Origin of the sequence: Delftia sp. ASV31 (genome assembly GCF_016428765.1) — a bacterium.
Classification (GTDB): Bacteria; Pseudomonadota; Gammaproteobacteria; order Burkholderiales; family Burkholderiaceae_C; genus Comamonas; species Comamonas acidovorans.
Map to the genome: position 1 here is coordinate 19,721 of NZ_JAELTK010000036.1, position 23,867 is coordinate 43,587.

Below are 23,867 nucleotides of genomic sequence, written 5' to 3' on the forward strand. Positions count from 1 at the left end.
GTTTCCGATTTCCTGATTCTTGACCCCCAACAGGCAGACCACCATGCCCAAATCCTTTGTTTCCGTGTCCGCCGCGCCCCGCCGCGTGGCCGCCGCAGCGGCCACCCTGTGCGCCGCGCTGGCCCTGGCCGGTTGTGCTTCCCAGGGCCCGGCCCATGAGCCGCTGGCCCGGCTGGGCGCCTCCGACCTGGGTCTGACGGCCCAGTCCGAGACAGGCTCCAATACCAGCCTGCCCGCCGCCGATTGGTGGAAGTCGCTGGGCGATGCCCAGCTGGATGCGCTGATCGCCCAGGCGCTGCAGGGCAGCCCCAGCCTGGCCATGAGCCGCGCCCGCTTCGACAAGGCTGCCGCCCTGGCCACGGCCACCAGCACGGCCACCGATGTGCGCGGCACGCTCGGCGTCGACGCCACGCGCCAGCACTACAGCGCCAACGGCCTGGTGCCCGCACCCATTGCCGGCCATACCTACAACACCGGCAACCTGCAGGCCGGCCTGAGCTGGACACCGGATTTCTTTGGCCGCCATGCCGCCGACCTGCAGGCCGCCCTGGGCCAGGCCCGTGCCGCCCAGGCCGACAGTGCCGCCGCCGCCAACCAGCTCGCGGCCCAGGTGGCGCGCAGCTATGTGGCGCTGGCTCGCCTGATTGCCCAAAAGGATGTGGCTGGCCGCACGCTGACCCAGCGCCAGTCTCTGCTGGACCTGAGCCAGCAGCGCACGCGCGCCGGGCTGGACAGCCAGGTGGAGCTGACCCAGGCCCAGGCCGGCCTGCCCGATGCCGGCACCCAGATCGAAATGCTGGACGAGCAGATCACGCTGGCGCGCCGCACCATCGCCGTGCTCTGCGGGCAGGCGCCCGAGGCGCAGCTGCAGCTGTCGCCCCGTCTGGCCGCGCTGCAGATCCAGGCCGTGCCTGGCCAGTTGGGTGCCGATCTGCTGGGCCGCCGCCCCGATGTGGTGGCCGCGCGCTGGCGCGTGGAGTCCGCAACGCAGGGCATAGAGAGCGCGCGGGCGGATTTCTACCCCGATATCAATCTCACAGCCTTCATCGGCCTCAATGCCATCGGCCTGGACAACCTGTTCAAGGGCAGCTCGCGCCAGATGGGCATCACGCCCGCGCTGCGCCTGCCCCTGTTCGACGGCAAGCGCCTGCGCGCCCAGTTGCGCGGCACGCAGGCCGACCTGGATACCGCCATTGCCCAGTACAACGGCGTGGTACTCGATGCGGTCAAGGAAGCGGGCGACGCCATCACTTCCGTGCAATCGCTGGTGCGCCAACAGCAGCTGCAGGCCGAATCGCTGGAGAAGGCCGAACGGGCCTACGACTTTGCCGTGCAGCGCTACAAGGCCGGCCTGGCCAGCCAGGTGACGGTGCTGAACACCGAAACCCAGGTGATCACCCAGCGCCGCCTGGACGTGGACCTGCGCGCCCGTGCGCTGGACACGCGCGTGTCGCTGATGAAGGCGCTGGGCGGCGGCTGGACCGATGGCACGGCTGCCGTGCAGGTCAGCCAGCACTGAGATCGCAACCCGCACAGGAATCCACCGCACTCTTGACCCTCCACCGGGCAGACCGCCAGCCAGCGTGACAGACCGCCAGCTTCCTGCCCCGGCCGCACAACCACATTCACAGATAACAAAGCGCCGTACACCATGACCGACACCAACAAGCAAGCACCCAGCCCTGCCGCCGCACCGGCCGCAGCCTCGCCCGTGGCCAATCCGCAGGGCCGCCGCAAGGGCCTGACCCTCGTCGGCGCCGCCGTTGCGGTCGCCGCCGTCGCCTGGGGCGGCTGGCACTGGATGGTGGCCCGCAACTACCAGACCACGGACAACGCCTATGTGGCGGGCAACGTGGTGCAGATCACGCCGCAGATCGGCGGCACGGTCATCAGCATCGGCGCCGACGACACCGACTACGTCAAGCCCGGCCAGCTGCTGGTGCAGCTGGACTCGGCCGATGCCCTGGTTGCCCTGTCCCAGGCCGAGTCGCAACTGGCCCAGACCGTGCGCCAGGTGCGCACGCTGTACGCCAACAATGCGCCCCTGGTGGCCCAGGTGGCCCAGCGCGAGGCCGACCTGGCCCGGCTGCAGGCCGATGCCGCCCGCGCCCGCGAGGACGTGGACCGCCGCCGCCCGCTGCTGGCCACGGGCGCCGTGGGCAAGGAAGAGTTCGACCACGCCCAGTCCCTGGCCCGCACGGCAGGCAATGCCGCCTCGGCAGCAGAAGCCGCCGTGCGCGCCGCCAAGGCACAGCTGACCGCGGCCGAAGCCCAGACCAAGGGCAGCAGCGCCGAAGAGCACCCCAGCGTGATCGCCGCTTCCGCCAAGGTGCGCGAGGCCTATCTGGCGCTGCAGCGCACGCGCCTGGTCTCGCCCGTGGAAGGCTATGTGGCCAAGCGCGGCGTGCAACTGGGCCAGCGCGTGGCCTCGGGCGCGCCGCTGATGACCGTGGTGGGCCTGCACAACCTCTGGGTGGATGCCAACTTCAAGGAAAGCCAGCTGGCCCAGCTGCGCATAGGCCAGAAGACCGAGCTGACGGCCGATGTCTACGGCGACAAGATCAGCTACCACGGCACCGTGGTCGGCATGGGTGCCGGCACGGGCGCGGCCTTCTCGCTGCTGCCCGCGCAGAACGCCACCGGCAACTGGATCAAGGTGGTGCAGCGCGTGCCTGTGCGCATTGCGCTGTCGCCGGAAGACCTGGCCCAGCACCCGCTGCGCGTGGGCCTGTCCATGGAAGTCAAGGTGGACGTGCGCGACCAGCAGGGTGAAGTGCTGGCAACCGCCACGCGCAATGCCCCCGTGGCCCAGACCTCCATCTACGACATGGCATTGCCCCAGGCCGAGGAGCGCATCGCCCACATCGTGGCAGGCCAGAACGTGGCGCCGCTCAAGCAGTTGCCCGAGCTGCCGCCCGTTGCCATGGCCGATGCGCAAGACAGGGCACAGGGCAAGGCGCCAGCCGCCGTGGCCTCCGCGCCGGTTGACGCGCAGGCCACGCAGTCCAAGTAAGCAGGCATCGCTTCCCCGCCTTCCCAGAACCTACGCGGACTGCCTATGACTTCCTCTACCACCGCCGTGCCGGAGCCGGCGCAGCCGGGTGGGCCGACCGTGCCGCCTGCCGCGCCACCCTCGGCACCGCCTGCCATGCCCGCACGGCCCGCACCGCTCAAGGGCGCCCAGCTGGCCCTGGGCACGCTGGCCCTGTCGCTGGCCACCTTCATGAACGTGCTGGACTCGTCCATTGCCAACGTCGCCATTCCGGCGATTTCGGGCGACGTGGGCGTCAGCCCCAGCCAGGGCACCTGGGTGATCACCAGCTTTGGCGTGGCCAACGCCATCTCGGTGCCGCTCACGGGCTGGCTCACGCAGCGCTTCGGCGCCGTGCGCCTGTTCACCATGAGCGTGCTGCTGTTCGTGCTGACCTCCTGGCTGTGCGGCTTTGCCTCGTCGCTGGAGATGCTGGTGCTGTTCCGCGTGCTCCAGGGGCTGGTCGCCGGCCCCATGATCCCGCTGTCGCAGACGCTGCTGCTGTCCAGCTACCCGCCGGCCAAGGCCGGGGTGGCCCTGGCGCTGTGGGGGATGACCACCCTGGTGGCGCCCGTGGTCGGGCCGCTGCTGGGGGGCTGGATCACGGACAACATCTCCTGGCCGTGGATCTTCTACATCAACGTGCCCGTGGGCCTGCTGTCGGCCCTGATGACCTGGAGCATCTACCGCAGCCGCGAGACCCCCACGCGCAAGCTGCCCATCGACTCCGTGGGCCTGGCCCTGCTGGTGCTGTGGGTGGGCGCGCTGCAGCTGATGCTGGACAAGGGCAAGGAGCTGGACTGGTTCGCCTCGGGCGAGATCGTCACGCTGTGCGTGCTGGCCATCGTGAGCTTCGTGGTCTTCCTGGTCTGGGAGCTGACGGATGCGCACCCGGTGGTGGATCTGCGCCTGTTCATGCGCCGCAATTTCGCGGCGGGCTCGGTGGCGCTGTCGATTGCCTACGGCCTGTTCTTCGGCAACGTGGTGCTGCTGCCGCTGTGGCTGCAGCAGTGGATGGGCTATACCTCCACCACGGCCGGCATGGCGCTGGCGCCGGTGGGCATCTTCGCCATCATCCTGACGCCGCTGGTGGGCCGCAAGGTCACGCAGTGGGACCCGCGCAAGATGGCCACGGGCGCCTTCGTGGTGTTCGCCCTGGTGCTGTGGATGCGCTCGCGCTTCACGGTGGAGACGGACTTCATGCACATCCTGGTGCCCACGCTGATCCAGGGCGGGGCCATGGCGTTCTTCTTCATCCCGCTGACGACGATCACGCTGTCTGGCATCTCGCCGGACCGTATCCCGGCCGCCGCCGGCCTGAGCAACTTCGTGCGCATCACGGCGGGTGCCATGGGCACCTCCATCGCCACCACGCTCTGGGAAAACCGCGCCGCGCTGCACCACGCCCACCTGACAGAAGGGCTGATCCAGGGCCAGGGCGTGTTCGGCGTCACCCTGCAGGGGCTGCAGGCCGCAGGCCTGAGTCAGGCGCAGGCGCTGGCCCAGATCAACCGCCTCATCGACCAGCAGGCCTATACGCGGGCGGCGGACGACATCTTCCTGGCGTCGTCCGTGCTGTTCCTGGTGCTGATCGTCCTGATCTGGATGACGCGGCGGCCCGCAGGCCATGCCGGCGGTGCCGAGGCGGCCGGCGCCCATTGAGGCCCAGCTTGCGGCCATCACGACAAGGAGCTGCCTGCACGGGCAGCTCCTTTTTTGTTTACATGACGACACGCAAGGCGCCTTGAATCGGGCCGCCAAGACCACCATCTCGACAGGGCTGCGCCACCGGTTCCATGATGGCAGTGGCCTGAACACCGACGGAGCACCGTGAAAACACCCCGCATCTTCCGCGCCCCGATTGCCGACTACGCCCAATCACCCCAGTCGGTGGGCGGGCGCTTTCGCAACGTCCATCCCCGCCCCGCCAACGCGCCCCAGCCCGACGCCAAGGTGATGTGGGACTTCTTCTTCAACAAGCCCAAGGACACCGAGCCTGCCGCGCCCCTGCCCGTGCAGCGGCTCACCCCGGCCGACCTGGCCGCCGCGCCCGAGCGCAGCCTGTACCGCCTGGGCCACTCCACGCTGCTGATGAAGCTGCGCGGCGGCTGGTGGATCACCGACCCGGTGTTTGCCGAGCGCGCCTCGCCCTTCTCCTTCATCGGCCCCAAGCGCTTTCATGCGCCGCCCATCGCCCTGCATGAACTGCCCGCGCTGCGCGGCGTGGTGCTCTCGCACGACCACTACGACCATCTGGACCGTGCCACCATCCGCGCCCTGGCGCCCCGGGTCGACTTCTTCCTGTGCACGCTGGGCGTGGGCGACCGGCTCATGGACTGGGGCGTGGCCCCCGAGAAGGTGCACCAGTTCGACTGGTGGCAGGACGTGCAGGTGGACGGCCTGCGCTTCACGGCCACGCCGGCCCAGCATTTCTCGGGCCGGGGCCTGCGCGACGGCAACCGCACGCTGTGGGCGTCCTGGGTCATCGAGGACCTGGCAAGCGCCGACACGCTGCGTGTCTTCTTCAGCGGCGACGGCGGCTATTTCGACGGCTTTGCGCAAATCGGCCGGCGCTTCGGCCCCTTCGACCTCACGCTGATGGAAACCGGCGCCTACGACCCGCACTGGCCCTATGTGCACATGCATCCGTCCCAGACCGTGCAGGCCCACCGCGACCTGGGCGGACGCTGGCTGCTGCCCATTCACAACGGCACCTTCAGCCTGGCCATGCATGCCTGGTGGGACCCCTTCGAGCGCGTGCTGGCCCTGGGTGCCGAGCACGGCATTGCCGTGGCCACCCCCATGATGGGCGAGCGCGTGGACCTGGATGCCCCCCATGCAGGCGAGCGCTGGTGGCGTGCCCTGGTATCCCCTGCCGTGCAGGACGCAGCCGCGTCAGCGCCACAGGCCCAGCCGCGATAAATCCGTTTTTGCTGCATTGCGTCATCGGCCTACGCGGGCCGGCATCCATCTGGATAAAGTGAACCCAGCTTCAGGAGTGCACATGGCAAATCGCAAAAATCCCCGGGCCGCCCTGGTCGCCCGCCAAGCCACCGACCTGGCCGTCGCAGCGCCCCAGGTCGTGGCCCATCGCCTCACCCGCATGGCCATGGCAGGCGCCAATCCCTCCGCGCGGGACCGGCGTGAATTCACGCGCATGGTGTCCGAGAAACAGACGGCCTTCCAGCAATCGTGGGCGGCGATGGGCATGCAGTCCATGGTTGCCAGCCAGGCCCTGATGCAGGCCTGGATGCGCATGTGGTGGACCCCCTGGAGCACCTCCACCTGGAACGGCGGTGCCCTGGCATCGCAGGCCTCGCAATGGCAAAACGCCATGTGGGGCGTGGTGGGCAAGGGCCTGGCCCCCGTGCACCGCACGGCGGTGGCCAATGCCAAGCGCCTGGCGCGCGGCTGAGCGCGGCCTGAGCACGGCCAAGCACGGTTAAGTGCGACTGATCGCTGCTCAACGCGGCTGATCCACCCATATCAAGCCCGCTCCATTCACCGGAGCGCGGCCGCGCGGCAGGGCCAATGCGAGGGCGAGGTTCGGGTATCCTCGCGGCCTTCGTTCCGTTTTGCTGCGCTGCCGCATTTCCAGGCATGGACTCCATGCAGAGACTGAAAACACGGCCGCGGCAGGCGGATTCCCCCTTTCTGCCATCGCTTTGCCAGTCTTTCCCGGAGTTCTCTGATGACACACAAGGCCCCGCCAGCCGGCCAGGGCCTGCACGGTCAAGACGACCTGCAGCGCAATCTCACCAACCGCCATATCCAGCTCATCGCCATCGGCGGGGCCATCGGCACGGGCCTGTTCATGGGCTCGGGCAAGACCATCAGCCTGGCCGGCCCGTCCATCATCTTTGTCTACACCATCATCGGCGTGATGCTGTTCTTCGTGATGCGGGCCATGGGCGAGCTGCTGCTGTCCAACCTGCAGTACCGCTCCTTCATCGACTTCTCGTCCGACCTGCTCGGCCCCTGGGCCGGCTTCTTCACGGGCTGGACGTACTGGTTCTGCTGGATCGTCACGGGCATTGCCGATGTGATTGCCATATCGGCCTACTCCCAGTTCTGGTTTCCGGACCTGCCGCAGTGGGCACCGGCCATCGCCTGCGTGGGCCTGCTGCTGGGCCTGAACCTGCTGACGGTGAAGCTGTTCGGCGAGATCGAGTTCTGGTTCGCCATGATCAAGATCGTGGCCATCGTGGCCCTTGTGGGCACGGGGCTGTACATGGTGGGTGCCGCCTTCGTCTCGCCTGCGGGGCGTGCGGCCAGCCTGTCCAACCTCTGGAATGACGGCGGCATGTTCCCCAACGGGATGATGGGCTTCTTCGCGGGCTTCCAGATCGCGGTGTTCGCCTTCGTGGGCATCGAGCTGGTGGGCACCACCGCGGCCGAGGCCAAGGACCCCGAGCGCACGCTGCCGCGCGCCATCAATTCGATTCCCGTGCGCATCATCGTGTTCTATGTGCTGGCCCTGATCGCCATCATGGCCGTCACCCCCTGGCGCGACGTGGTGCCCGGCAAGAGCCCGTTCGTGGAGCTGTTCGTGCTGGCGGGCCTGCCGGCCGCCGCAGGCGTGATCAATTTCGTGGTGCTGACCTCGGCCGCCTCGTCGGCCAACAGCGGCGTGTTCTCCACCAGCCGCATGCTCTACGGCCTGGCGCTCAAGGGCGATGCGCCCAAGACCTTCCACCGGCTGTCGCGCAGCAGCGTGCCTTCGCGCGGGCTGCTGTTTTCCTGCACCTGCCTGCTGGCCGGCGCGTTTCTGATGTGGGTGGTGCCCGATCTGGTGGAAGCCTTCACGCTGGTGACCACGGTATCGGCCATTCTGTTCATGTTCGTGTGGTCGCTGATCCTGCTGTCATACATGGCCTACCGGCGCCAGCGCGCGGCCCTGCATGAGGCTTCGCGCTACAAGATGCCCGGCGGCGTGGCCATGTGCTGGGCCTGCCTGGTGTTCTTTGCCTCCATCCTGGGCCTGCTGACCCTGCAGGCCGACACGCGCCAGGCGCTGGTGGTGACGCCGGCCTGGTTTGCCCTGCTGGCCATCGCCTACCAGTTCGTGCGCCGCCAGGCATCGCGCCAGTCGGCGGAGCGCTCCACCGCCCTTGCGGGCACGGCAGCCGAACCGCGCTGACCCTCTTCCGGCCGCCCCCCCTGCGCATGGGGGCGGCCATTGCAGGGTGCCTTTGGCGCCCGCGCTCCCTCTGCGTCCCCTTCTGCGCCCCCCCTTCTGCGCTCCCCTTCTGCGCCTCCGCGGCCCCTCTTGCCACGCACCAAACTTGTGCACAGCATCTTTGGCCTGTCCAGCAGTTAGATAACGAGTAAACAAAAATACAACTGTCTTTACGCCAACAAAAAGACGTGGATACAAATCGTTATCATTCGCACCTTGATTTTTAACCAAACCGGAACTTTACAAAGATGGTCAGAATCTCGGTGCTCCGCCCGCTTCCTCTTTGCGCCGCCCTGGCATGCACAGCCATGGCCCATGCCCAGTCAGCCGACAACAAGGCCGACACGTCCCTGTCCACCGTGGTGGTGACCGCCTCGGGCACGGCCGTGGACATCAAGGAAGCGCCGGCCAGCATCAGCGTGATCACCCGCGAGGACATCGAGCGCAAGCCCGTCACCAGCATCGGCGAGCTGCTGTCCACCATTCCCGGCGTGACCGGCGGCCTGTCCGGCACGGGCGCCCAGTCCAAGATCAAGCTGCGCGGCCTGCCCGAGAAGTACACGCTGATCCTGGTGGACGGCAAGCGCCAGGGCAGCTCGGCCGGCATCAACTACCGCGACGACCTGGGCTCGCAGGATCTGGACTGGATCTCGCCCGAGATGATCGAGCGCATCGAGGTGGTGCGCGGCCCCATGTCCTCGCTGTACGGCTCCGACGCCATGGGCGGCGTGATCAACATCATCACGCGCAAGATCGGCAAGCGCTGGAGCGGCTCGACCACGCTGAACTACAGCAAGCCCTCCGACAGCGACCGCGGCGACACGCGCCAGCTGGGCTTCAACATCAGCGGCCCGCTGTCCGACAAGTTCGGCCTGCGCCTGGGCGGCAACTACACGGACCGCGCTGCCGACGAGAGCACGGGCGGCTTCCCGGGCACGTACCAGTCCACGGCCGGCTCGCGCAAGCAAAACCTCAACGCCCTGCTCAACTGGCAGCTCACGCCCGACCAGGTGATCGGCATCGAGGCCGCGCAAGGCATCCAGCGCGCCACGGGCTCCGACGCGCGCACGGCGTCGGGCGACCAGGTGGTCTATCCCTGGGGCCTGAGCAAGCTGGAGCAGACCAAGTTCGGCATCAGCCATGACGGGCGCTGGGGCGACCTGACCTCCAAGCTCAACCTCGTGCACAACAAGTACGAGGACAAGGGCGACACCATCGGCAACAACTCCAAGGAAACCACGCTGGACGGCCGCATCGACAAGCCGTTGAAGCTGTGGGGCCTGGACCAGGCCATGACGCTGGGCATGCAGTGGCGCCGCGAGTCGCTGGACAACCGCGACACCATCGGCCTGGCGCCCATCGACTACGCGGGGCGCCCGGTCTCGGGCTCGGGCCTGAGCGCCACCACCTGGGCGCTGTTCGGCGAGGACCAGATCTTCCTGCGCGACAACCTGGCGCTGACGCTGGGCCTGCGCATGGACCATCACCAGAAATACGGCAACAACTGGAGCCCGCGCGCCTACCTGGTCTACCACCCGGCCTCGGAGTGGACGGTTCGCGGCGGCGTCTCGCGCGGCTTCCGTGCGCCCAACCTGAAGGAAAACTCGGCCAGCGCCGCCACGCAATCCGGGGGCAACGGCTGCCGCAGCCTGGCCGGCATGGGCTGGACCAACACCAGCGTGAATGCCGACGGCACGCGCGGCTGCTACATGGCCGGCAACCCCGACCTGCAGCCCGAGACCAGCACCAACTTCGAGCTGGGCACCAGCTGGGACCGCAATGGCTGGGCGCTGGGCGCCACCTACTTCCACACCAACTTCAAGAACAAGATCGACTACCAGCCGCTGGGCTTCTACAACGGCTTCTGGTGGACCCGCATGGCCAACGCCCAGCGTGCCCGCACGCGCGGCCTCGAAGGCTTCGTGAACGTTCCCCTGGCCAAGGGCCTGACCTGGAACACCAACATCACCAAGATGTTCGAGTCCAAGAACCTGAGCACGGGCGCCTCGCTGCTGGCCGTGCCCGAGCTGTCCATCTACTCGTCGCTGCAGTGGCAGATCCGCCAGGGCTGGTCCGCCATGTTCAGCGCCCGCCACGTGGGCAAGGAAGTCGTGACCACGGGCACGGCCACCACCTTCGCCAAGGCCTATACGACCTTTGACGTGTCCATGAACTACAACGTGACCGACACCCTGACCCTGCGCGCCGGCATCATCAACCTGGCCGACAAGGAAACCCGCACCATCGGCGCCAACTATGACAACGGCGGCCGTACCTACTTCGTGGGGATGACGGCGCGGTTCTGATGGCCCGTTGCCGGCCCTTGCGCTGACCCAGACAAAGCGCCCGTTGTGACGGGCGCTTTTTTCATGGCGAGGAGCAAAGCCTCACTCCCAGACACCGCCCTGCGCAGGGGGCTTGCGCGTCAGCAATTCCTCGTCTGTCAAGGGCCGGCCTGTCCAGACATTCACCTTCGAGGCGCCGGCTGCATTGGCCAGCTCGCGCAAGGCCCTCAGTTCCACCTGGGTGAATCCGCCCTCGGGGTCGCCCAGCGGATGGATGACGATGTGCGGGGAGGCCGCCAGCCAGGCACGCCGATGCATGCGCCTGAGCTGGTACTTCAGAAGCTGCTCGGCCAGGATGAAGTCCGATATCAGCGAACGCGGGTGGGCGAAGGGATTGACGACTTCGGCAGGCTCCGATGCAGCCGCGAGCCTGGCCTGCGGGCCGGCCGCGAGAATCCGGCGCCGGGGCGGCGGACTCAGGGCCAGCTCGGGAACCTCCGAGAGGGTCTGCCCGGTCTTCGGATCCTTCAGCGTCAGGCGCTCGGGAGAAATCTGTACGTAGATGACTGATATGAAGGCAGAGAGCATGGATATCCATCAATCGATTTTCTGAACCACGGTCTGGCCCGGCAGCAAGGCCCGGCCATCCCCGTCGCGCGGCAGCATGGGCGCGACAGGCTGGCCGGTCTGGCGATCCAGCAGCAGCGAATGCGCCTCACCCGGCGCGAACAGATGGCCTTCGCCCCATTGCCGCAAGGCCACGATCACCGGGAACAGCTCAAGGCCCTGGGCCGTGAGTACGTATTCCAGGTAGGCCGAGCCTTCTGCGGCGGGGCGGGTTTCGAGGATGCCGGCCTCCACCAGCCGGCGCAGCCGGTCGGCCAGGATATTGCGGGCCGCACCCAGGCTGCGCTGGAAATCGCCAAAGCGGCTGATGCCATCGAAGGCATCGCGCACGATGAGCAGCGACCAGCGGTCGCCGATCACATCCAAGGAGCGGGCCACCGGACAGGGCTGCGGTGTGTCAGGACGGATGTCTTCTTTCATGACGTCATTGTGGTTGCATTTCAAAACTGGTTCAACTAGCATCCAACCAGTTTTGTTTTGCAACTGGATTCAACCCATGAACGCCTTCCCTGCCCCGGACACGGTCCGCATGCCGCGCAGCCTGGTGCTGCTGTTCGCCGCTGCCAGCGGCCTGAGCGTGGCCAATGTCTATTACGCCCAGCCGCTGCTGGAGGCGCTGGCGGCCGACTTCGGCATCAGCCATGCGGCCGTGGGCGGCGTGGTCACCGCCACGCAGGCCGGCTGCGCGCTGGCGCTGGTGCTGCTGGTGCCGCTGGGCGACCGGCTGGAGCGGCGGCGGCTCATGCTTTTGCAGTTGCTGGGCCTGGTGCTGGCCCTGGCGGCCGTCAGCACCGCGCGTTCGGCCGTTCTGCTGCTGGCGGGCATGCTGGCCGTGGGCCTGCTGGGCACGGCCATGACGCAGGGGCTGATCGCCTATGCGGCCAGCGCCAGCCAGGCACATGAGCGCGGGCGCGTGGTGGGCGCGGCCCAGGGCGGGGTTTTCATCGGCCTGCTTTTGGCGCGCGTGTTTGCCGGTGCCGTGGGTGACCTGGCTGGCTGGCGTGGCGTCTATGCCTGCTCGGCCCTGCTGATGCTGGCCCTGGCCTGGCCCCTGTGGCGGCAACTGCCCCGGCTGGCGGTGCCCTTGCATGCACCCAGCTACACGCAGCTGCTCGCCTCCATGCTCCAGTTGCTGCGCCAGGACCGCATGCTGCGCACACGCGGCATGCTGGCCCTGCTGATGTTTGCCACCTTCAACATCTTCTGGAGCGCCCTGGTCCTGCCGCTGAGCGCACCGCCCTACAGCCTGTCGCTCACGGCCATCGGCGCCTTTGGCCTGGCCGGCGTGGTGGGCGCACTGGCAGCAGCCCGTGCCGGGCACTGGGCCGACCAGGGTTTCGCGCAGCGCACCAGCCTGGGCGCGCTGGTGATCCTGCTGCTGGCCTGGGCGCCGATTGCGCTGCTGGAGCAGTCGCTGTGGGCGCTGGTTGCCGGCATCGTGCTGCTGGACCTGGGCGGCCAGGCCCTGCATGTGACCAACCAGAGCCTGATCTTTCGCAGCAACCCGCAGGCGCACAGCCGGCTGGTGGGCCTGTACATGCTGTTCTATGCCGTGGGCAGCGGGCTGGGGGCGCTGATTGCCACCAATGCCTACGCGCGGTTTGGCTGGCACGGGGTCTGCTTGGCGGGGGCGGCGTTCAGCCTGGCAGCCCTGGTGTTCTGGGCCATGACGCGGGAGACGGCTGCCCAGGCCAGCGTTCCCGCCTAGACCCGGCTCACCAGCTCCGAAGGCACCCGGCCCAGCGCCTTGCGGAACATGGTGGAAAACGCGCTGGGGCTGTCATAGCCCAGGTCCAGCGCCACCTGCGTGACCGAGGCGCCCGCAGACAGACGTGACACCGCCGCCAGCAGGCAGGCCTGCTGGCGCCAGGCGCCAAAGGCCATGCCTGTGTGCTGCTGGAAAAACCGGCTGAAGGTGCGCAGGCTCTTGTTCAGCGCCTGCGCCCAGTCCTGGGGCGTGGCGCGGATGCTGGGCTCGGCCAGGAACTGCTTGCACAGGGCGGCCAGCTTTTCGTCGCGGGGGATGGGCGCGAACAGCGGCAGGCTGCGGGCCGAGGCCAGTTCGTGCAGCACCAGCGTGACCAGGGCGCCGTCGCGGCCCGCTTCGTCGTACAGCGCCGGCAGGTCGGCGCAGGACAGCAGCAGCTGGTGCAGCAGCGGGGTGACGACCAGGGCCTCGCAGTGCACACCCGGGCGGGGCGCAGCAGCCGGTTCGATGTACAGGCTGCGCGTGCTCACGCCCTGCATGCGCACGCTGTGCGGCTTGCTGGCCGGAATCCACACGCCGCTGTAGGGCGGGATGGTCCAGGCGCCGTCGTCGGTTTCCACTTCCATCAGCCCGCTCATCCCGTAGAGAAACTGGGCACGCCGGTGGCTGTGCGTGGGCAGCAGCGTGCCAGGCGTGTAATCGGTGCCGATGGCCAGCACATCGCGCGCCACGGCGTCCACGGAATGCAGCGGAATGTTGAGCATGGGAATGTCCGGAAAACAGCCAACAGGCTTTGGCAGGAATTCGAGGATTATTGACCTATCCGCGAAAGCAGGCCAAACCGCGGCATCCTAAGGTTCAGTCCTTGCTCGTTTTTTCCAAAGGACTGTCTGTGTTCCCTCTCCTGCTGCTGGCTTTCGGTGTGCTTGCCGGCGTGACCACCGTGCTCTTCGGCTTTGGCGGCGGCTTCGTGGCCGTTCCGCTGCTTTATGCGCTGCTGACCTCCATCCACGGCGCGGACTCCGCCGTGGGCCAGGCTGCCATGCACATTGCCGTGGCCACCTCCACCTGCGTGATGATTTTCGGCGCCTCCATGGCCACGCTGCGCCAGCACCGCGCGGGCGCCCTGCCCTGGGATCAGGTGCGACCGCTGGCTGGCTTCATCGCGGCCGGTGCCGTGGCGGGCGCGGCGGCCGCCACCTGGATCAGCGGGGAATGGGTGCGCTGGGCCTTCATCGCCTACCTGGCCCTGACCATCGCCGACGCGCTGCTGCGCCCGGGCTTCGTGCACGGCACCGCCGCCGGCATGCAACCAATGGGCCGGCGGGCGGCGGCCACGGCGGGCCTGGCCATTGGTGCGATCGCGGCCTTCCTGGGCGTGGGCGGCAGCGTGATGACCGTGCCGCTCATGCGCCGGCGCGGCGCCAGCATGGCGGCCGCCACGGCCATGGCCAGCCCGCTGTCCCTGCCCATGGCCGTGGCGGGCACCGCTGCCTACATGCTGGCATCGCAGGGCGCGGGGCTGGGCCCCTGGCATGTGGGCTATGTGGACCTGCAGGCCTTTGCGCTGCTGACGGCCGGATCGTGGACCGGCATCAGGCTGGCGGCCCCGCTGATCGGCCGCATTCCCGATGCCCTGCATGCCAAGGCCTACCTGGCCCTGCTGGGCCTGGTGCTGCTGGTCATGATCGTGGCCTGAGCGCTGCGCTCAACCCTCCTGGAAGATCGCCTCGATCCGGGTCTCGAACACCCGGGCAATGGCGAATGCCAGCGGCAGGCTGGGGTCGTAGCGACCCGTCTCGATCGCATTGACGGTCTGGCGTGACACGCCCAGCAGGTCCGCCAGCGCGGCTTGGCTCCAGCCGCGCTGGGCGCGCAGTTCACGGATGGTGTTTTTCATCGCAGGGCCGCCCCAAGATGAAAAGGCACCCCCTCGGGGGGCAGCGGACCTTGCACAGCAAGGGGAGCGCGGGGGTCATTTTTCATGGGAGGGGCACTTTGGCGGAACAGCTCATCGGCTGCGCAGCCAGTGGGCCACCGAGGCAGCCACCCAGAGCGCACCCATCAAGGGCCACACCATGAACATGCTGAGCTTGGGAAAACCTGCCATTTCCAGGAATCCGTAGGTGAAGGTGATGCCGGCCGTGCCCGCCGCCGCAATCGCCAGTTGCTCCAGCATGGACTTGCGCAGGAACTCGTCGGTATCGCGCACCAGGCGCACGATGGCCCGCACGGCCAGCGCAAACGCCAGCATGGGGCTGAGCAGCAGCGCTGTGCGCAGGGCCCCGGCCTGCATGTCGGCGCTGAGCAAAAGCGCCCCCACAAGCAGCGCCATGTAGAGCAGCAGCGCAAATCCAAGTTCCTTCTGGTAGCGGCGGTTGGTGACCGTTGTTTGATTCATGGAAGTCTCTCGCAATGTGTAAAGGATGCTTGACATTGTGCGATGCCACCCGCGGGCATGTCAAGCAAGCTTTACATCGGTACTGAACGCCCCGCCGTACAATCGCCGCCGTTGGTGCCAGCAGCCCCAGGGGCTGCGGTTAAACGGGAAACATGGGGCGGCCAGATAAAGCCGCCCGCATGTACTGCCCCCGCAACAGTGAGTGAAACGCCGCGTGCATGGCACCGGCCCCCGCCAAACCCGTGCCACTGGGCGTACAGCCCGGGAAGGCCTTGGCGAGTGCGTCACCAGTCTGGATACCGGCCAACAGGCGGCCGGCCGCGCTTGCAGCGCAGCCGGTCTTTTTGGTTTCCGTGCCGGCGGGGTCGCTGGCGCGCAACTGGCTCGCATCCATGCACACCCTCGCCCTCGCGCGCGCCCCCGGCGCCGCTCTTCGCTCGCCCTCGGCGTTCCCCGTACTGCGCACGTTGTCCGCCCTGGCTGCGGCCTCGCTGCTGGCCTGCCAGGCCCAAGCACAGACACAACAGGCGCAGCGCGCACAGACCTCCCAGCTCGATACGGTGGTCGTCACCGCCTCGCGCAGCGAGCAGCCCCTGCGCACCGTCACGGCCGACATGACCGTGATCGACGCCGAGACCATTGCCCGCAGCGGCGCCACGGGCGTGGCGGACCTGCTGGTACAGGTGCCGGGCGTGCAGATCAACCGCAACGGCGGGCCGGGCCAGGTCACCTCGGTCTACCTGCGCGGCACCAGCAACCAGCACACTGCCGTGTTCATCGACGGCGTGCGCTACAGCTCGCAGGAGCTGCAGGGCGGCGCGGTCTGGTCCACCCTGCCGCTGGCGCAGATTGACCGCATCGAGGTGCTGCGCGGCCCGGCCGCCGCCATCTATGGCTCAGACGCCATGGGCGGCGTGATCCAGATCTTCACCAAGCGGGCGGACGGCCAGTCCCGCGCCTATGCCGAGGCCGGCATAGGCAACCAGGGCACCAGCAAGCTGGCCACGGGATTTCAGGGCGGTGCCAACGGCTTCACCTACGGGCTGAACCTGGCTGACGAGCGCAGCGACGGCTTCGACGTCTATCCCGGCAACACCTTCTCGCCCAACCCGGACAAGGATGGTTACAGCAACACCTCGCTGGGCCTGAACGCGGGCTACAAAACGGGCATCCACCAGATCGATGCCAGCCTGCTGCACAGCCGCCTGCGCGCCCACTACGACCAGAGCCCGCCGCCGTTCGACGACTACGACGTGGTCAAGAACACCACCGGCAGCCTGCGCTGGCAGGCCGGCTGGAACGCCATGTACAAAAGCGTGGTCCAGATCTCCCATACCGACAGCCAAAGCGACCGCCACACCCAGTCGCCCGAAAGCGCCAAGGGCCGCTCCACCAACTACCTGCTGCAGAACCTGTTCACGCTGGGCCAGCACCGTTTCAACATCGACCTGGAGCGCCGCGAGGACAAGCTGGACACGCAATACGCCTGGACGCAGAACACCGACAGCCGGCGCGTGCAGAACTCCCTGTCGGCCGGCTGGCGCCTGACCGAGGGCCGCCACCAGTTCGACGCCAACCTGCGCCACGACCAGGTGCGCGACCAGCAGAACAAGACCACGGGCGGCCTGGGCTACGGCCTGCAGATCGACGAGCGCTGGCGCTGGGTGGCATCGGCCGGCACGGCCTTCCGCACCCCCACGCTGTACGAACGCTTCACGGGCCAGGCGGCGGCCGACCTCAAGCCCGAAAGCAGCACCAACGTGGAAACCGGCCTGCACTATGCGGCCGGTGCCAACCGCCTCTCGGCCGTGGTCTACCGCAACAGGTTCAAGAACCTGATCACCTACGACTGGAACAGCGCCGTTCCCTGCAACTGCTACCGCAACTGGCAGAGCGTCGAGATCACCGGCCTGACGCTGGCGGGCAGCACGCGCCTGGGCAGCGCCAACCTGGGCGCTTCGCTGGACTTCATGAACCCCGAGAACCTGGAGACCGGCAAGCTGCTGCCCTACCGCTCCAAGCGCATGCTCAAGCTCAATGCCGACACCCAGGCTGCCGGCTGGACGCTGGGCGGCGAAGCGCAGCTGTACAGCGGCCGCTACGCAGACGAGGCGAATACCTTCAAGCTGGGCGGCTACGGCGTGGTCAACCTCTACGCCCAGCGCCAGCTGACCAGGCAATGGACGCTGCTGGCCCGTGTCAACAACATCGCCGACCGCGACTACGCCCCCACGCGCGGCTATGCCAACGCAGGCCGCACCGTGTTCGTCAGCGTGCGCTGGACACCTCTGCCCTGACCCCATGCATCTGCTTCTGCACCTGCTTCTGCGCCTGCTTTCGCGCCTGCCCCGCATCCTGCTGCTGACCGCCGCCCTGGCCTGCGCAGGCGGCGCGGGCAACGCCTTTGCGCAAAAGGCGGCGGATGCGGGAACGGGCGGGGCAACCACCGCCTACACCGTCACCGACATGCGCGGGCGGCAGGTGCGCCTGGAGCGCGTGCCGCAGCGCATCGTCTCGCTGCTGCCCTCGCTGACCGAATCACTGTGCGCGCTGGACGCCTGCGAGCGCATCGTGGGCGTGGACGAATTCTCCAACCACCCGGCCCGCGTGGCCGCCCTGCCCAAGCTGGGCCACACCTTTGCCCCGCTGGTCGAGGCCACCGTGCGGCTCAGGCCCGACGTGGTGCTGATGGCGTATTCCGCACCCGTCATCGCGCAGCTGGAGCGCTTCGGCATTCCCGTGCTGGCACTGGACGCCAACGACATGGCGCAGCTGGAGCAGGTACTGCACAAGCTCGACCAGCTGCTGCAGGTGCAGCGCGCCAACGCCCTGCTGGCTCGCATGCAGGCCGAGGTGGACCAGCAGGCCAAGGCGCTGGCAGCGCTCACGCCCGCCGGGCAGAAGGTGTATTTCGAGGTGGACGCCACGCCCTATGCGGCGGGGCCGGACTCCTTCATAGGCCAGCTGCTGCAGCGCCTGGGCGCGCGCAATGTGCTGCCGCAGAACCTGGGTCCCTTCCCCCGCATCACGCCCGAATACGTGCTGCGCCAGCAGCCGGAACTCATCATCCACACGCCGCAGACGCCATCGGCCAGCTTTGCCACCCGCCCCGGCTGGAGCCGCATGCCCGCCGTGCGCTCGGGCCGCATCTGCGCGCTGGACCTGGCCGAAACGGACGTGGTCTCCCGCCCCGGCCCGCGCCTGGGCGAGGCGGCGCGGGCGCTGGCCCGATGCCTGGAGATACGGGGCGCAGCGCCGCGTTGACTTCCCTTGCCTGATTGACCTGCTTGGTCTGCTTGGCCGATGGCCCTGCCTACTCCAGCACCACGGCCGTGCCGCTGGCAGACACCATCAACATGCCGTTGCCCTGGCCCAGCACTTCGTAATCCAGGTCCACCCCCACCACGGCATTCGCGCCCAATTCCTGGGCGCGTTCCTCCAGCTCCTTGAGCGCAATCTCGCGCGCCCGCTGCAACTCGCGCTCATAGGTGGCCGACCGCCCGCCCACGATGTCGCGCAGCCCGGCAAACAAGTCCTTGAACACATTGGCGCCCAAAATTGCCTCGCCCGCGACCACGCCGCAGTAGCGGGTGATTCGGCGGCCTTCGATCTGGGGGGTGGTGGTGATAATCATTGAAGCTCCTGGGTGTTGGTGATGGGAGTGCCGAGCTTTCGCCACTCGGCCGGACCAGCTGTGAACCGTCAAGCGATTGTTTGGAGATTTGATCCTAGACACGGAGCGACTTGGCCGCTGCTGCGGTGCAGTCTGTGCCAGTTGTAATGATGCTGTCAGCTCGCCAGGGCATTGGTCCGCTCAGCCGAGTTCTGGCACGTCCACCCAGCGGACTTGCCTACTATCGCTGCCCGCGTCTGTTCAAGCCCCATCACCACCCGCCCTCTTGCCTTTCCGGATTTGATCGCCACCGGCAGCCGGCTCAACCAATGCCCGTTTGGCCCCAGCGACGTGACGCGCAGGTTGGACAACTGGCGCGATGTGGGCAAGGGTTTCATGGAAAGTACACGAATGCACTCATCGAGCTGAGCCGCAGAGGAAAAACGCAGTACATGCGCCCCGAACTCCACACAGAGAACGGCAAAGCCCTTGTGGGGAATGTGAGCAGGTGCCGAGGGCAGGTAACGGCTGGCGCGGCACCAGAGCCCAACCTCTTGCTCGGCATGCACCCAGTAGGCCATGGGTTCGGAACGCCAGTCCTCAACGAATTCGATCCAATGGCGGGGCGCTGGCACAGGCCATCTCCTTCAGAGGTATTCAAGAGGCGGATTGTGTCGCAAAGTACGGCGCAATTTGCCTTGATGCCCGCCATCACGCCGGGCCGTAGATGGCCCAAGTACGTACATTCATGGTTCCGGCACACAGTCGCCAGTATTCATGGCAGGACCATCCCATGCGCACCAATGAGTCAAAAATCCTGGCGAAAGCCGTATACGAGATCCGTCTTCTCCTGAGCGGATATCTGGGAAGCAACGTGGATGCGGATCCGAGGGTACGGATCGCAGCGCACCTGGCCTATGCCCTGCACAACGATGCATTGGCCGTGCTGGAGGGAAATGGCTTCAGCGCCGACGAAGCGCTGAAGCGGGTGGCGGCCGTGGACTCTCTTCTAGGAGTCGAAGTGGGGAGCGAATTCGTTCGCAACTTGGAAGCTTAGGACTGCTTCGCCAGGCCGATGCAACACGGGATATCCATGCCGAGCAGCGCGCGCGATCACGGAGAAGAACAGGACACGCTTTGTGAGCCAAGCATGTATCGGTCTTTGATCAGGCACGCGGCTCTGCGTTGATCATTTTTCTGCGGCAAGCCGGAACCGAATTGGCCTTCGCGACACGATAAGCTCTTGCGCCCAACGGCGATCCCATCGCGCCAGATGTGAAGCTATGAATGCGACCCTCCGCACTGCGCGCCACCCGCAGCTTTCAGTGGCAACGCCTGCAAATACCGTGCCCACCAACTTCCAAAGGTCCTCGCTTTCCGCCACAGCCCAAAGAACGTGCTTCAGCCCGTCCACATGGCTTCGCCCTGAGAGGCCAGCCGTGCTATTTTGCTCGGCATCGCTGCAGATCAATTCCCCCCATGAACCTCCCAGCCACTCAGCTTTACCAACTGCTTGCTTTTCATTCGCTTGACCCCGCCGCCCAACAGGTCACGCTCATGCGCCACACGGCAGGAGACTATCCGGTACAACGCTATGTGGGGACACGTGCTTTGACGCTCTATCAGTCTCGGCAAGACCACAAGCATCCAGTCGGCTCGTTGGTGATTGGCTTCTTTGGGCACCGGCCAGGCCATGCGTTGCTGCTCGGTATCTGGCGGGTGAAGGAGGTCATGCCTGCAATGCAAGCCATTGATGCAGGACGCTTGCAGGGAAGTTTCGATCTGCATGACGAGCGAGCAGGCCACTGGTATCACGAGCTGGACGAAATCGATGTGATGTCGGATCTGCGGCTCAAACTGGAGATCCGTTGGGGCGAGCCCGCCGTGAGTTGGCGCCGGGTCCTTCGCCAGGAAAACAACTATCCCATTGCGCTATCCCCCGTGCCTCCGGTGCCCTTCAGGGCCCTGAGCAGCACCAGCCTGATCATGGCGGAACTGAGGCTTGCAATGCAGGATGTGGCTTGGCAGCAGGCACTTGGCAATGTCTGCGGCATCTATCTGATAACGGATGAATTCACAGGCCACCAATATGTCGGCTCTGCCAGCGGCGCTTGTGGCGTTTGGCAGCGTTGGCGCGACTATGCCAACACCGGGCATGGCGACAACCTGGAGTTGAGCCGGCGACTGCATGAAGCACCGGGTTGTGACAGCGAATTCCGGTTCACCTTGCTGGAGGCGCTGCCTCTTGGCATAGAAAAGTCGGAGGCCGAAGCCCGGGAGAACTATTGGAAGGTCGCGTTAGGCAGTCGCCGGTTCGGGATGAACCGCAACGGGGCGATGCACGGAGCCGCTTTTCTGGCCTCTGACCACAATGCCGTTGCCAGCCACAAGCAGACGAGCAAGGGGAATACATGAAAAGGCTTAAGATCCTGCGGTTTTTCTACCGCTTGCTCTTTTGGATCGCAGGAACCCTTTTTCTACTTGCGCTAAAGCTATTTTTTGAAGATGGCAGCGGGCACAGTGGACTCAGTCTCATGGCCCTGCCTGTATTTATGGCAGCAATACTGATGGCATCGCTTGGGTTTCTGCTTCGATTTTGCAAGCACCTCACATGGTTCACACGTCGAAATCTGCGGAATCAAAATATATAAATCAGTCGCCTCTAACTACCAACCTCCAACCCGACTCACCCGATGACGAGTGATCCGATGTGAAATTGGACAGCGGCCGCGCAATTGCAATCGAATTCAAAGTCACTCCATATTCAAAATAGATTGACTCATGAATGGATTTAAGGCCTTACAGAAGCTAAGTTTTCTGTTGCGCTGAGGGGCGTCGTCCTGGACCAGCTACGTGGATTGGAGCATTGATCGTCTCAAAAAAGGCGAAGAGGAAGATGATCTGGATGTAATCATGCCTTTGGAGGAACGTAGAGTTCGAAGAAGATTTCAAGAAATCCTACAATCCCGCCATTTCTCATGATGTGCCCTGACATCAAAAGAATTCATCATCGGATCGGGCCGTGTGGTGACGCGGGACGTTCCGCCTGACGTGATCGCTGCGGCCATGCGGGGTAGTGCGCGCGATCACGGATGAGGGCAAGACCGGCTTTCCTGCCCGGGCCTGTGGTCACCCGGCTCGGCAGCAGGCTCAGGCGGGCGGCCTTCCTTTCATCGGCCTGCATGATCCGGACACCACGCGGCTGCCCGAACAGCCCCATAATCTGGCTTCAAAAATTTCGCACCCCTATGACACAGTCCCTCAAAGAACTCCTTGCGGCCAAGGCCGCGCTGGACATGGAAATTGCCAAGGCCCGCACCTCGGCGGCCGACGCTGCCCTGTCCAAGGTCCAGAAGCTGGTGACCGATTTCGGATTCACCCAGCAGCAAGTGTTCCCCTACATCCCTGAAAAAACCAGTGCGCCGGCGAAGTATCGCGATCCGGCCACGGGAGCGACGTGGACAGGTCGAGGCAAGCCTCCGAACTGGATCAAGGACCAGGATCGCGACGACTTCCTCATCGAAAGCAAACCCGAAGCGGCCCAAGGCCCGTTTCTCGCCGAAATGGCGGCAGCGGCAGCTCGCAACTGAAAGCGCTGCACAAGGCGGCGCGCAGGATGCCGTGCGGTGCGGTGGGGTTCCGATGCGAAGGAATCTGTGCCTTCCGAAAGAAAGCCCTCTGAGCATTCAGCGGGCTTTTTTTCCGGCCTGGCGCCGGCAGCGTAGTCACTGCCAGCATCCTTCGAGGGCGTGCATCGCGCTCCGGCAGGGGGATCAGCCGGGCCTTTGCGGCACCGCCAGCCCTCAGGCGTGGCTGATGGGGCAGCTGCCTGCCTTGCCCATGATGCTGTCCGCAGGCGCCTGCGCGCGGTCATTCAGGCCGTAGTCGCGCAGTACCTGGGTGACGCGCACGCGGTAGTCCTTGAAGATCTTGTCGCGGCCGGCGCGCTGGGCGCTGAGGTGGGCTTCCACGTTGCGCCACTGGACGACGGCTTCCTCGTCGCGCCAGGTGGTGACGGACATGACTTTCTCGGGGTTGAGCGTGCTCTGGAAGCACTCCACGGAGATGAACCCCTCCATGGGCTTGAGCATGGGGGTGAGCTTGTTGACCAGGTCCACATAGGTCTGGTTCTGGCCGGGCAAGGCCTGCAGTTCGAACAGTACGACAACCATCTTCAACTCTCCTTTTTTTCGGGAACAGAGATTCCGGCGCCGCACAGCGGCGGCTCCGGCGTGGGGGGAAATGGGTGAATGGGCGGCGCCGCAGGTTCAGCGGCTGCGCTCCAGGTTGGCCAGCCAGGCGGCCAGCACATCGCGAGCGGCCAGCGCCAGCAGGCCGCCGTATTTCTGGGCATCGGCGCGCAGGGTGCGCGGGTCCACCTGGGCGACGCCCAGTTCGCAGGCATGGCCGACCAGCCAGCGCTCCAGCCGGGCCGCATCGGCCTCCAGATGGAATTGCAGGCCCAGCACCTGCGGGCCCACGGCAAAGGCCTGGTTGGCGCCGATGGCGGTGCCGGCCAGGTGCACGGCGCCTTCGGGAATATCGAACTGGTCGCCATGCCAATGGAGCACGGGCACGCCGTCCAGTTTGGCCAGGGGCGAGGCCAGGCCCGCGTCGGTAAGCGTGAGCGGCGAAAAGCCGATTTCCTTGACGCCCAGCGGATAGACCCTGGCGCCCAGCGCGCGCGCAATGAGCTGGGCGCCCAAGCAGATGCCCAGCAGCGGCTTGCCGCTGTCCAGCCAGCGGCGCACGGCCGCCAGCTCCTGGGCGACGAAGGGATAAAGCGCCTCGTCATAGGCACCTATGGGGCCGCCCAGCACGACGAGCAGGTCGGCACGGCCCAGGTCCAGGGTGTCAAGCTCGCCGATGCTGGGATCGACGTACTGCACTTCGTAGCCGCGGCTGGCGAACTCGGCATGCAGGGTGCCCAGGTCTTCGAAGTGGATGTGGCGCAGCGCGATGGCTTTTTTCATGGGAGGAACTCAGGTGGATACAGGAGGGTGGCTTGGAACGTGCGGAGCCC

At 66.5% G+C, this 23,867-nt stretch carries 23 protein-coding genes and 1 riboswitch; of the genes, 14 read left to right on the forward strand and 9 right to left on the reverse strand.

Annotated features, from left to right (window positions below):
• Positions 1 to 43 precede the first annotated feature (43 nt).
• From JHD82_RS14680 to JHD82_RS14710, 7 genes are all read left to right on the forward strand, one after another.
• Entirely contained in the window at positions 44 to 1,519 is a 1,476-nt protein-coding gene (locus JHD82_RS14680) for an efflux transporter outer membrane subunit (RefSeq protein WP_012205570.1), read from the forward strand.
• A 132-nt stretch (positions 1,520 to 1,651) separates the two neighbouring features.
• Positions 1,652 to 3,013, forward strand: a complete 1,362-nt coding sequence (locus JHD82_RS14685; RefSeq protein WP_199137133.1) for an efflux RND transporter periplasmic adaptor subunit — start codon at positions 1,652 to 1,654, stop codon at positions 3,011 to 3,013.
• 45 nt (positions 3,014 to 3,058) lie between these two features.
• Positions 3,059 to 4,693: a DHA2 family efflux MFS transporter permease subunit gene (locus JHD82_RS14690; protein ID WP_013802448.1), complete on the forward strand. Its 1,635-nt coding sequence runs from the start codon at positions 3,059 to 3,061 to the stop codon at positions 4,691 to 4,693.
• 168 nt (positions 4,694 to 4,861) lie between these two features.
• Complete coding sequence (locus tag JHD82_RS14695) at positions 4,862 to 5,953, forward strand: MBL fold metallo-hydrolase (RefSeq protein WP_199137135.1); 1,092 nt, start codon at positions 4,862 to 4,864, stop codon at positions 5,951 to 5,953.
• An 82-nt stretch (positions 5,954 to 6,035) separates the two neighbouring features.
• Positions 6,036 to 6,446, forward strand: coding sequence for a polyhydroxyalkanoate granule-associated phasin (locus tag JHD82_RS14700; protein WP_012205566.1), 411 nt, complete (start codon positions 6,036 to 6,038; stop codon positions 6,444 to 6,446).
• A 276-nt stretch (positions 6,447 to 6,722) separates the two neighbouring features.
• Entirely contained in the window at positions 6,723 to 8,171 is a 1,449-nt protein-coding gene (gene cycA, locus JHD82_RS14705; protein ID WP_199137137.1) for a D-serine/D-alanine/glycine transporter, read from the forward strand.
• Positions 8,172 to 8,518: 347 nt separating this feature from the next.
• Positions 8,519 to 10,516: a TonB-dependent receptor domain-containing protein gene (locus tag JHD82_RS14710; protein WP_199137139.1), complete on the forward strand. Its 1,998-nt coding sequence runs from the start codon at positions 8,519 to 8,521 to the stop codon at positions 10,514 to 10,516.
• A gap of 81 nt (positions 10,517 to 10,597) precedes the next feature.
• On the opposite strand, the gene JHD82_RS14715 is transcribed toward JHD82_RS14710, so the two are convergent.
• On the reverse strand, positions 10,598 to 11,083 hold the full coding sequence (locus tag JHD82_RS14715; protein WP_199137141.1) for a rod shape-determining protein: 486 nt from the start codon (positions 11,081 to 11,083) through the stop codon (positions 10,598 to 10,600).
• 9 nt (positions 11,084 to 11,092) lie between these two features.
• Positions 11,093 to 11,542: a helix-turn-helix domain-containing protein gene (locus tag JHD82_RS14720; protein WP_063327906.1), complete on the reverse strand. Its 450-nt coding sequence runs from the start codon at positions 11,540 to 11,542 to the stop codon at positions 11,093 to 11,095.
• A 76-nt stretch (positions 11,543 to 11,618) separates the two neighbouring features.
• Between JHD82_RS14720 and JHD82_RS14725 the strand changes: the two genes are divergently transcribed.
• Positions 11,619 to 12,830 (forward strand): MFS transporter, encoded by a 1,212-nt coding sequence (locus JHD82_RS14725; RefSeq protein WP_199137143.1) that lies wholly within the window; start codon positions 11,619 to 11,621, stop codon positions 12,828 to 12,830.
• Here the strand turns inward: JHD82_RS14725 and JHD82_RS14730 are convergent.
• Positions 12,827 to 13,594 (reverse strand): helix-turn-helix domain-containing protein, encoded by a 768-nt coding sequence (locus tag JHD82_RS14730; RefSeq protein WP_199137145.1) that lies wholly within the window; start codon positions 13,592 to 13,594, stop codon positions 12,827 to 12,829. The genes JHD82_RS14725 and JHD82_RS14730 overlap by 4 nt on opposite strands.
• A 128-nt stretch (positions 13,595 to 13,722) precedes the next feature.
• Between JHD82_RS14730 and JHD82_RS14735 the strand changes: the two genes are divergently transcribed.
• A complete protein-coding gene (locus JHD82_RS14735) occupies positions 13,723 to 14,529 on the forward strand; it encodes a sulfite exporter TauE/SafE family protein (protein WP_043781948.1) in 807 nt (268 codons plus the stop codon).
• A gap of 9 nt (positions 14,530 to 14,538) precedes the next feature.
• On the opposite strand, the gene JHD82_RS14740 is transcribed toward JHD82_RS14735, so the two are convergent.
• Both JHD82_RS14740 and JHD82_RS14745 read right to left on the reverse strand, forming a co-directional pair.
• Positions 14,539 to 14,730, reverse strand: coding sequence for a helix-turn-helix transcriptional regulator (locus tag JHD82_RS14740; RefSeq protein WP_012205558.1), 192 nt, complete (start codon positions 14,728 to 14,730; stop codon positions 14,539 to 14,541).
• Positions 14,731 to 14,841: 111 nt separating this feature from the next.
• Positions 14,842 to 15,231 carry a hypothetical protein gene (locus JHD82_RS14745; protein WP_012205557.1) on the reverse strand — a complete coding sequence of 130 codons (390 nt, stop codon included), beginning with the start codon at positions 15,229 to 15,231 and terminating at the stop codon, positions 14,842 to 14,844.
• 95 nt (positions 15,232 to 15,326) lie between these two features.
• Positions 15,327 to 15,554: riboswitch (cobalamin riboswitch) on the forward strand.
• Positions 15,555 to 15,623: 69 nt separating this feature from the next.
• Between JHD82_RS14745 and JHD82_RS14750 the strand changes: the two genes are divergently transcribed.
• On the forward strand, positions 15,624 to 17,528 hold the full coding sequence (locus JHD82_RS14750; RefSeq protein WP_199137147.1) for a TonB-dependent receptor domain-containing protein: 1,905 nt from the start codon (positions 15,624 to 15,626) through the stop codon (positions 17,526 to 17,528).
• Positions 17,529 to 17,544: 16 nt separating this feature from the next.
• Entirely contained in the window at positions 17,545 to 18,495 is a 951-nt protein-coding gene (locus tag JHD82_RS14755; protein WP_199137166.1) for a helical backbone metal receptor, read from the forward strand.
• 49 nt (positions 18,496 to 18,544) lie between these two features.
• Here the strand turns inward: JHD82_RS14755 and JHD82_RS14760 are convergent, their stop codons facing one another.
• Both JHD82_RS14760 and JHD82_RS14765 read right to left on the reverse strand, forming a co-directional pair.
• Complete coding sequence (locus tag JHD82_RS14760) at positions 18,545 to 18,865, reverse strand: heavy metal-binding domain-containing protein (protein WP_012205554.1); 321 nt, start codon at positions 18,863 to 18,865, stop codon at positions 18,545 to 18,547.
• 155 nt (positions 18,866 to 19,020) lie between these two features.
• The gene (locus tag JHD82_RS14765; RefSeq protein ID WP_199137149.1) at positions 19,021 to 19,425 is read right to left on the reverse strand and encodes a hypothetical protein; all 405 of its coding nucleotides are present in this window, start codon (positions 19,423 to 19,425) and stop codon (positions 19,021 to 19,023) included.
• A gap of 212 nt (positions 19,426 to 19,637) precedes the next feature.
• On the opposite strand from JHD82_RS14765, the gene JHD82_RS14770 reads away from it, so the two are divergent.
• From JHD82_RS14770 to JHD82_RS14780, 3 genes are all read left to right on the forward strand, one after another.
• Complete coding sequence (locus JHD82_RS14770; RefSeq protein ID WP_199137151.1) at positions 19,638 to 19,901, forward strand: hypothetical protein; 264 nt, start codon at positions 19,638 to 19,640, stop codon at positions 19,899 to 19,901.
• Between the two features lie 422 nt (positions 19,902 to 20,323).
• On the forward strand, positions 20,324 to 21,259 hold the full coding sequence (locus JHD82_RS14775; protein ID WP_071955848.1) for a GIY-YIG nuclease family protein: 936 nt from the start codon (positions 20,324 to 20,326) through the stop codon (positions 21,257 to 21,259).
• Positions 21,260 to 22,092: 833 nt separating this feature from the next.
• Positions 22,093 to 22,434: an H-NS family nucleoid-associated regulatory protein gene (locus tag JHD82_RS14780; RefSeq protein WP_034393459.1), complete on the forward strand. Its 342-nt coding sequence runs from the start codon at positions 22,093 to 22,095 to the stop codon at positions 22,432 to 22,434.
• Positions 22,435 to 22,647: 213 nt separating this feature from the next.
• Here the strand turns inward: JHD82_RS14780 and JHD82_RS14785 are convergent, their stop codons facing one another.
• Positions 22,648 to 23,016, reverse strand: a complete 369-nt coding sequence (locus tag JHD82_RS14785; RefSeq protein WP_199137153.1) for an antibiotic biosynthesis monooxygenase — start codon at positions 23,014 to 23,016, stop codon at positions 22,648 to 22,650.
• Between the two features lie 96 nt (positions 23,017 to 23,112).
• A complete protein-coding gene (locus JHD82_RS14790) occupies positions 23,113 to 23,817 on the reverse strand; it encodes a glutamine amidotransferase (RefSeq protein ID WP_199137155.1) in 705 nt (234 codons plus the stop codon).
• Positions 23,818 to 23,867 lie beyond the last annotated feature (50 nt).

Bases quoted from the DNA above. Each gene is read 5' to 3' on its own strand.
- JHD82_RS14680 (WP_012205570.1), top strand. From the start codon at position 44: ATGCCCAAATCCTTTGTTTCCGTGTCCGCCGCGCCCCGCCGCGTGGCC.
- JHD82_RS14685 (WP_199137133.1), top strand. From the start codon at position 1,652: ATGACCGACACCAACAAGCAAGCACCCAGCCCTGCCGCCGCACCGGCC.
- JHD82_RS14690 (WP_013802448.1), top strand. From the start codon at position 3,059: ATGACTTCCTCTACCACCGCCGTGCCGGAGCCGGCGCAGCCGGGTGGG.
- JHD82_RS14700 (WP_012205566.1), top strand. From the start codon at position 6,036: ATGGCAAATCGCAAAAATCCCCGGGCCGCCCTGGTCGCCCGCCAAGCC.
- cycA (WP_199137137.1), top strand. From the start codon at position 6,723: ATGACACACAAGGCCCCGCCAGCCGGCCAGGGCCTGCACGGTCAAGAC.
- JHD82_RS14710 (WP_199137139.1), top strand. From the start codon at position 8,519: ATGGCCCATGCCCAGTCAGCCGACAACAAGGCCGACACGTCCCTGTCC.
- JHD82_RS14715 (WP_199137141.1), bottom strand. From the start codon at position 11,083: ATGCTCTCTGCCTTCATATCAGTCATCTACGTACAGATTTCTCCCGAG.
- JHD82_RS14720 (WP_063327906.1), bottom strand. From the start codon at position 11,542: ATGAAAGAAGACATCCGTCCTGACACACCGCAGCCCTGTCCGGTGGCC.
- JHD82_RS14725 (WP_199137143.1), top strand. From the start codon at position 11,619: ATGAACGCCTTCCCTGCCCCGGACACGGTCCGCATGCCGCGCAGCCTG.
- JHD82_RS14730 (WP_199137145.1), bottom strand. From the start codon at position 13,594: ATGCTCAACATTCCGCTGCATTCCGTGGACGCCGTGGCGCGCGATGTG.
- JHD82_RS14740 (WP_012205558.1), bottom strand. From the start codon at position 14,730: ATGAAAAACACCATCCGTGAACTGCGCGCCCAGCGCGGCTGGAGCCAA.
- JHD82_RS14745 (WP_012205557.1), bottom strand. From the start codon at position 15,231: ATGAATCAAACAACGGTCACCAACCGCCGCTACCAGAAGGAACTTGGA.
- JHD82_RS14750 (WP_199137147.1), top strand. From the start codon at position 15,624: ATGCACACCCTCGCCCTCGCGCGCGCCCCCGGCGCCGCTCTTCGCTCG.
- JHD82_RS14760 (WP_012205554.1), bottom strand. From the start codon at position 18,865: ATGATTATCACCACCACCCCCCAGATCGAAGGCCGCCGAATCACCCGC.
- JHD82_RS14765 (WP_199137149.1), bottom strand. From the start codon at position 19,425: ATGGCCTACTGGGTGCATGCCGAGCAAGAGGTTGGGCTCTGGTGCCGC.
- JHD82_RS14770 (WP_199137151.1), top strand. From the start codon at position 19,638: ATGCGCACCAATGAGTCAAAAATCCTGGCGAAAGCCGTATACGAGATC.
- JHD82_RS14775 (WP_071955848.1), top strand. From the start codon at position 20,324: ATGAACCTCCCAGCCACTCAGCTTTACCAACTGCTTGCTTTTCATTCG.
- JHD82_RS14780 (WP_034393459.1), top strand. From the start codon at position 22,093: ATGACACAGTCCCTCAAAGAACTCCTTGCGGCCAAGGCCGCGCTGGAC.
- JHD82_RS14785 (WP_199137153.1), bottom strand. From the start codon at position 23,016: ATGGTTGTCGTACTGTTCGAACTGCAGGCCTTGCCCGGCCAGAACCAG.
- JHD82_RS14790 (WP_199137155.1), bottom strand. From the start codon at position 23,817: ATGAAAAAAGCCATCGCGCTGCGCCACATCCACTTCGAAGACCTGGGC.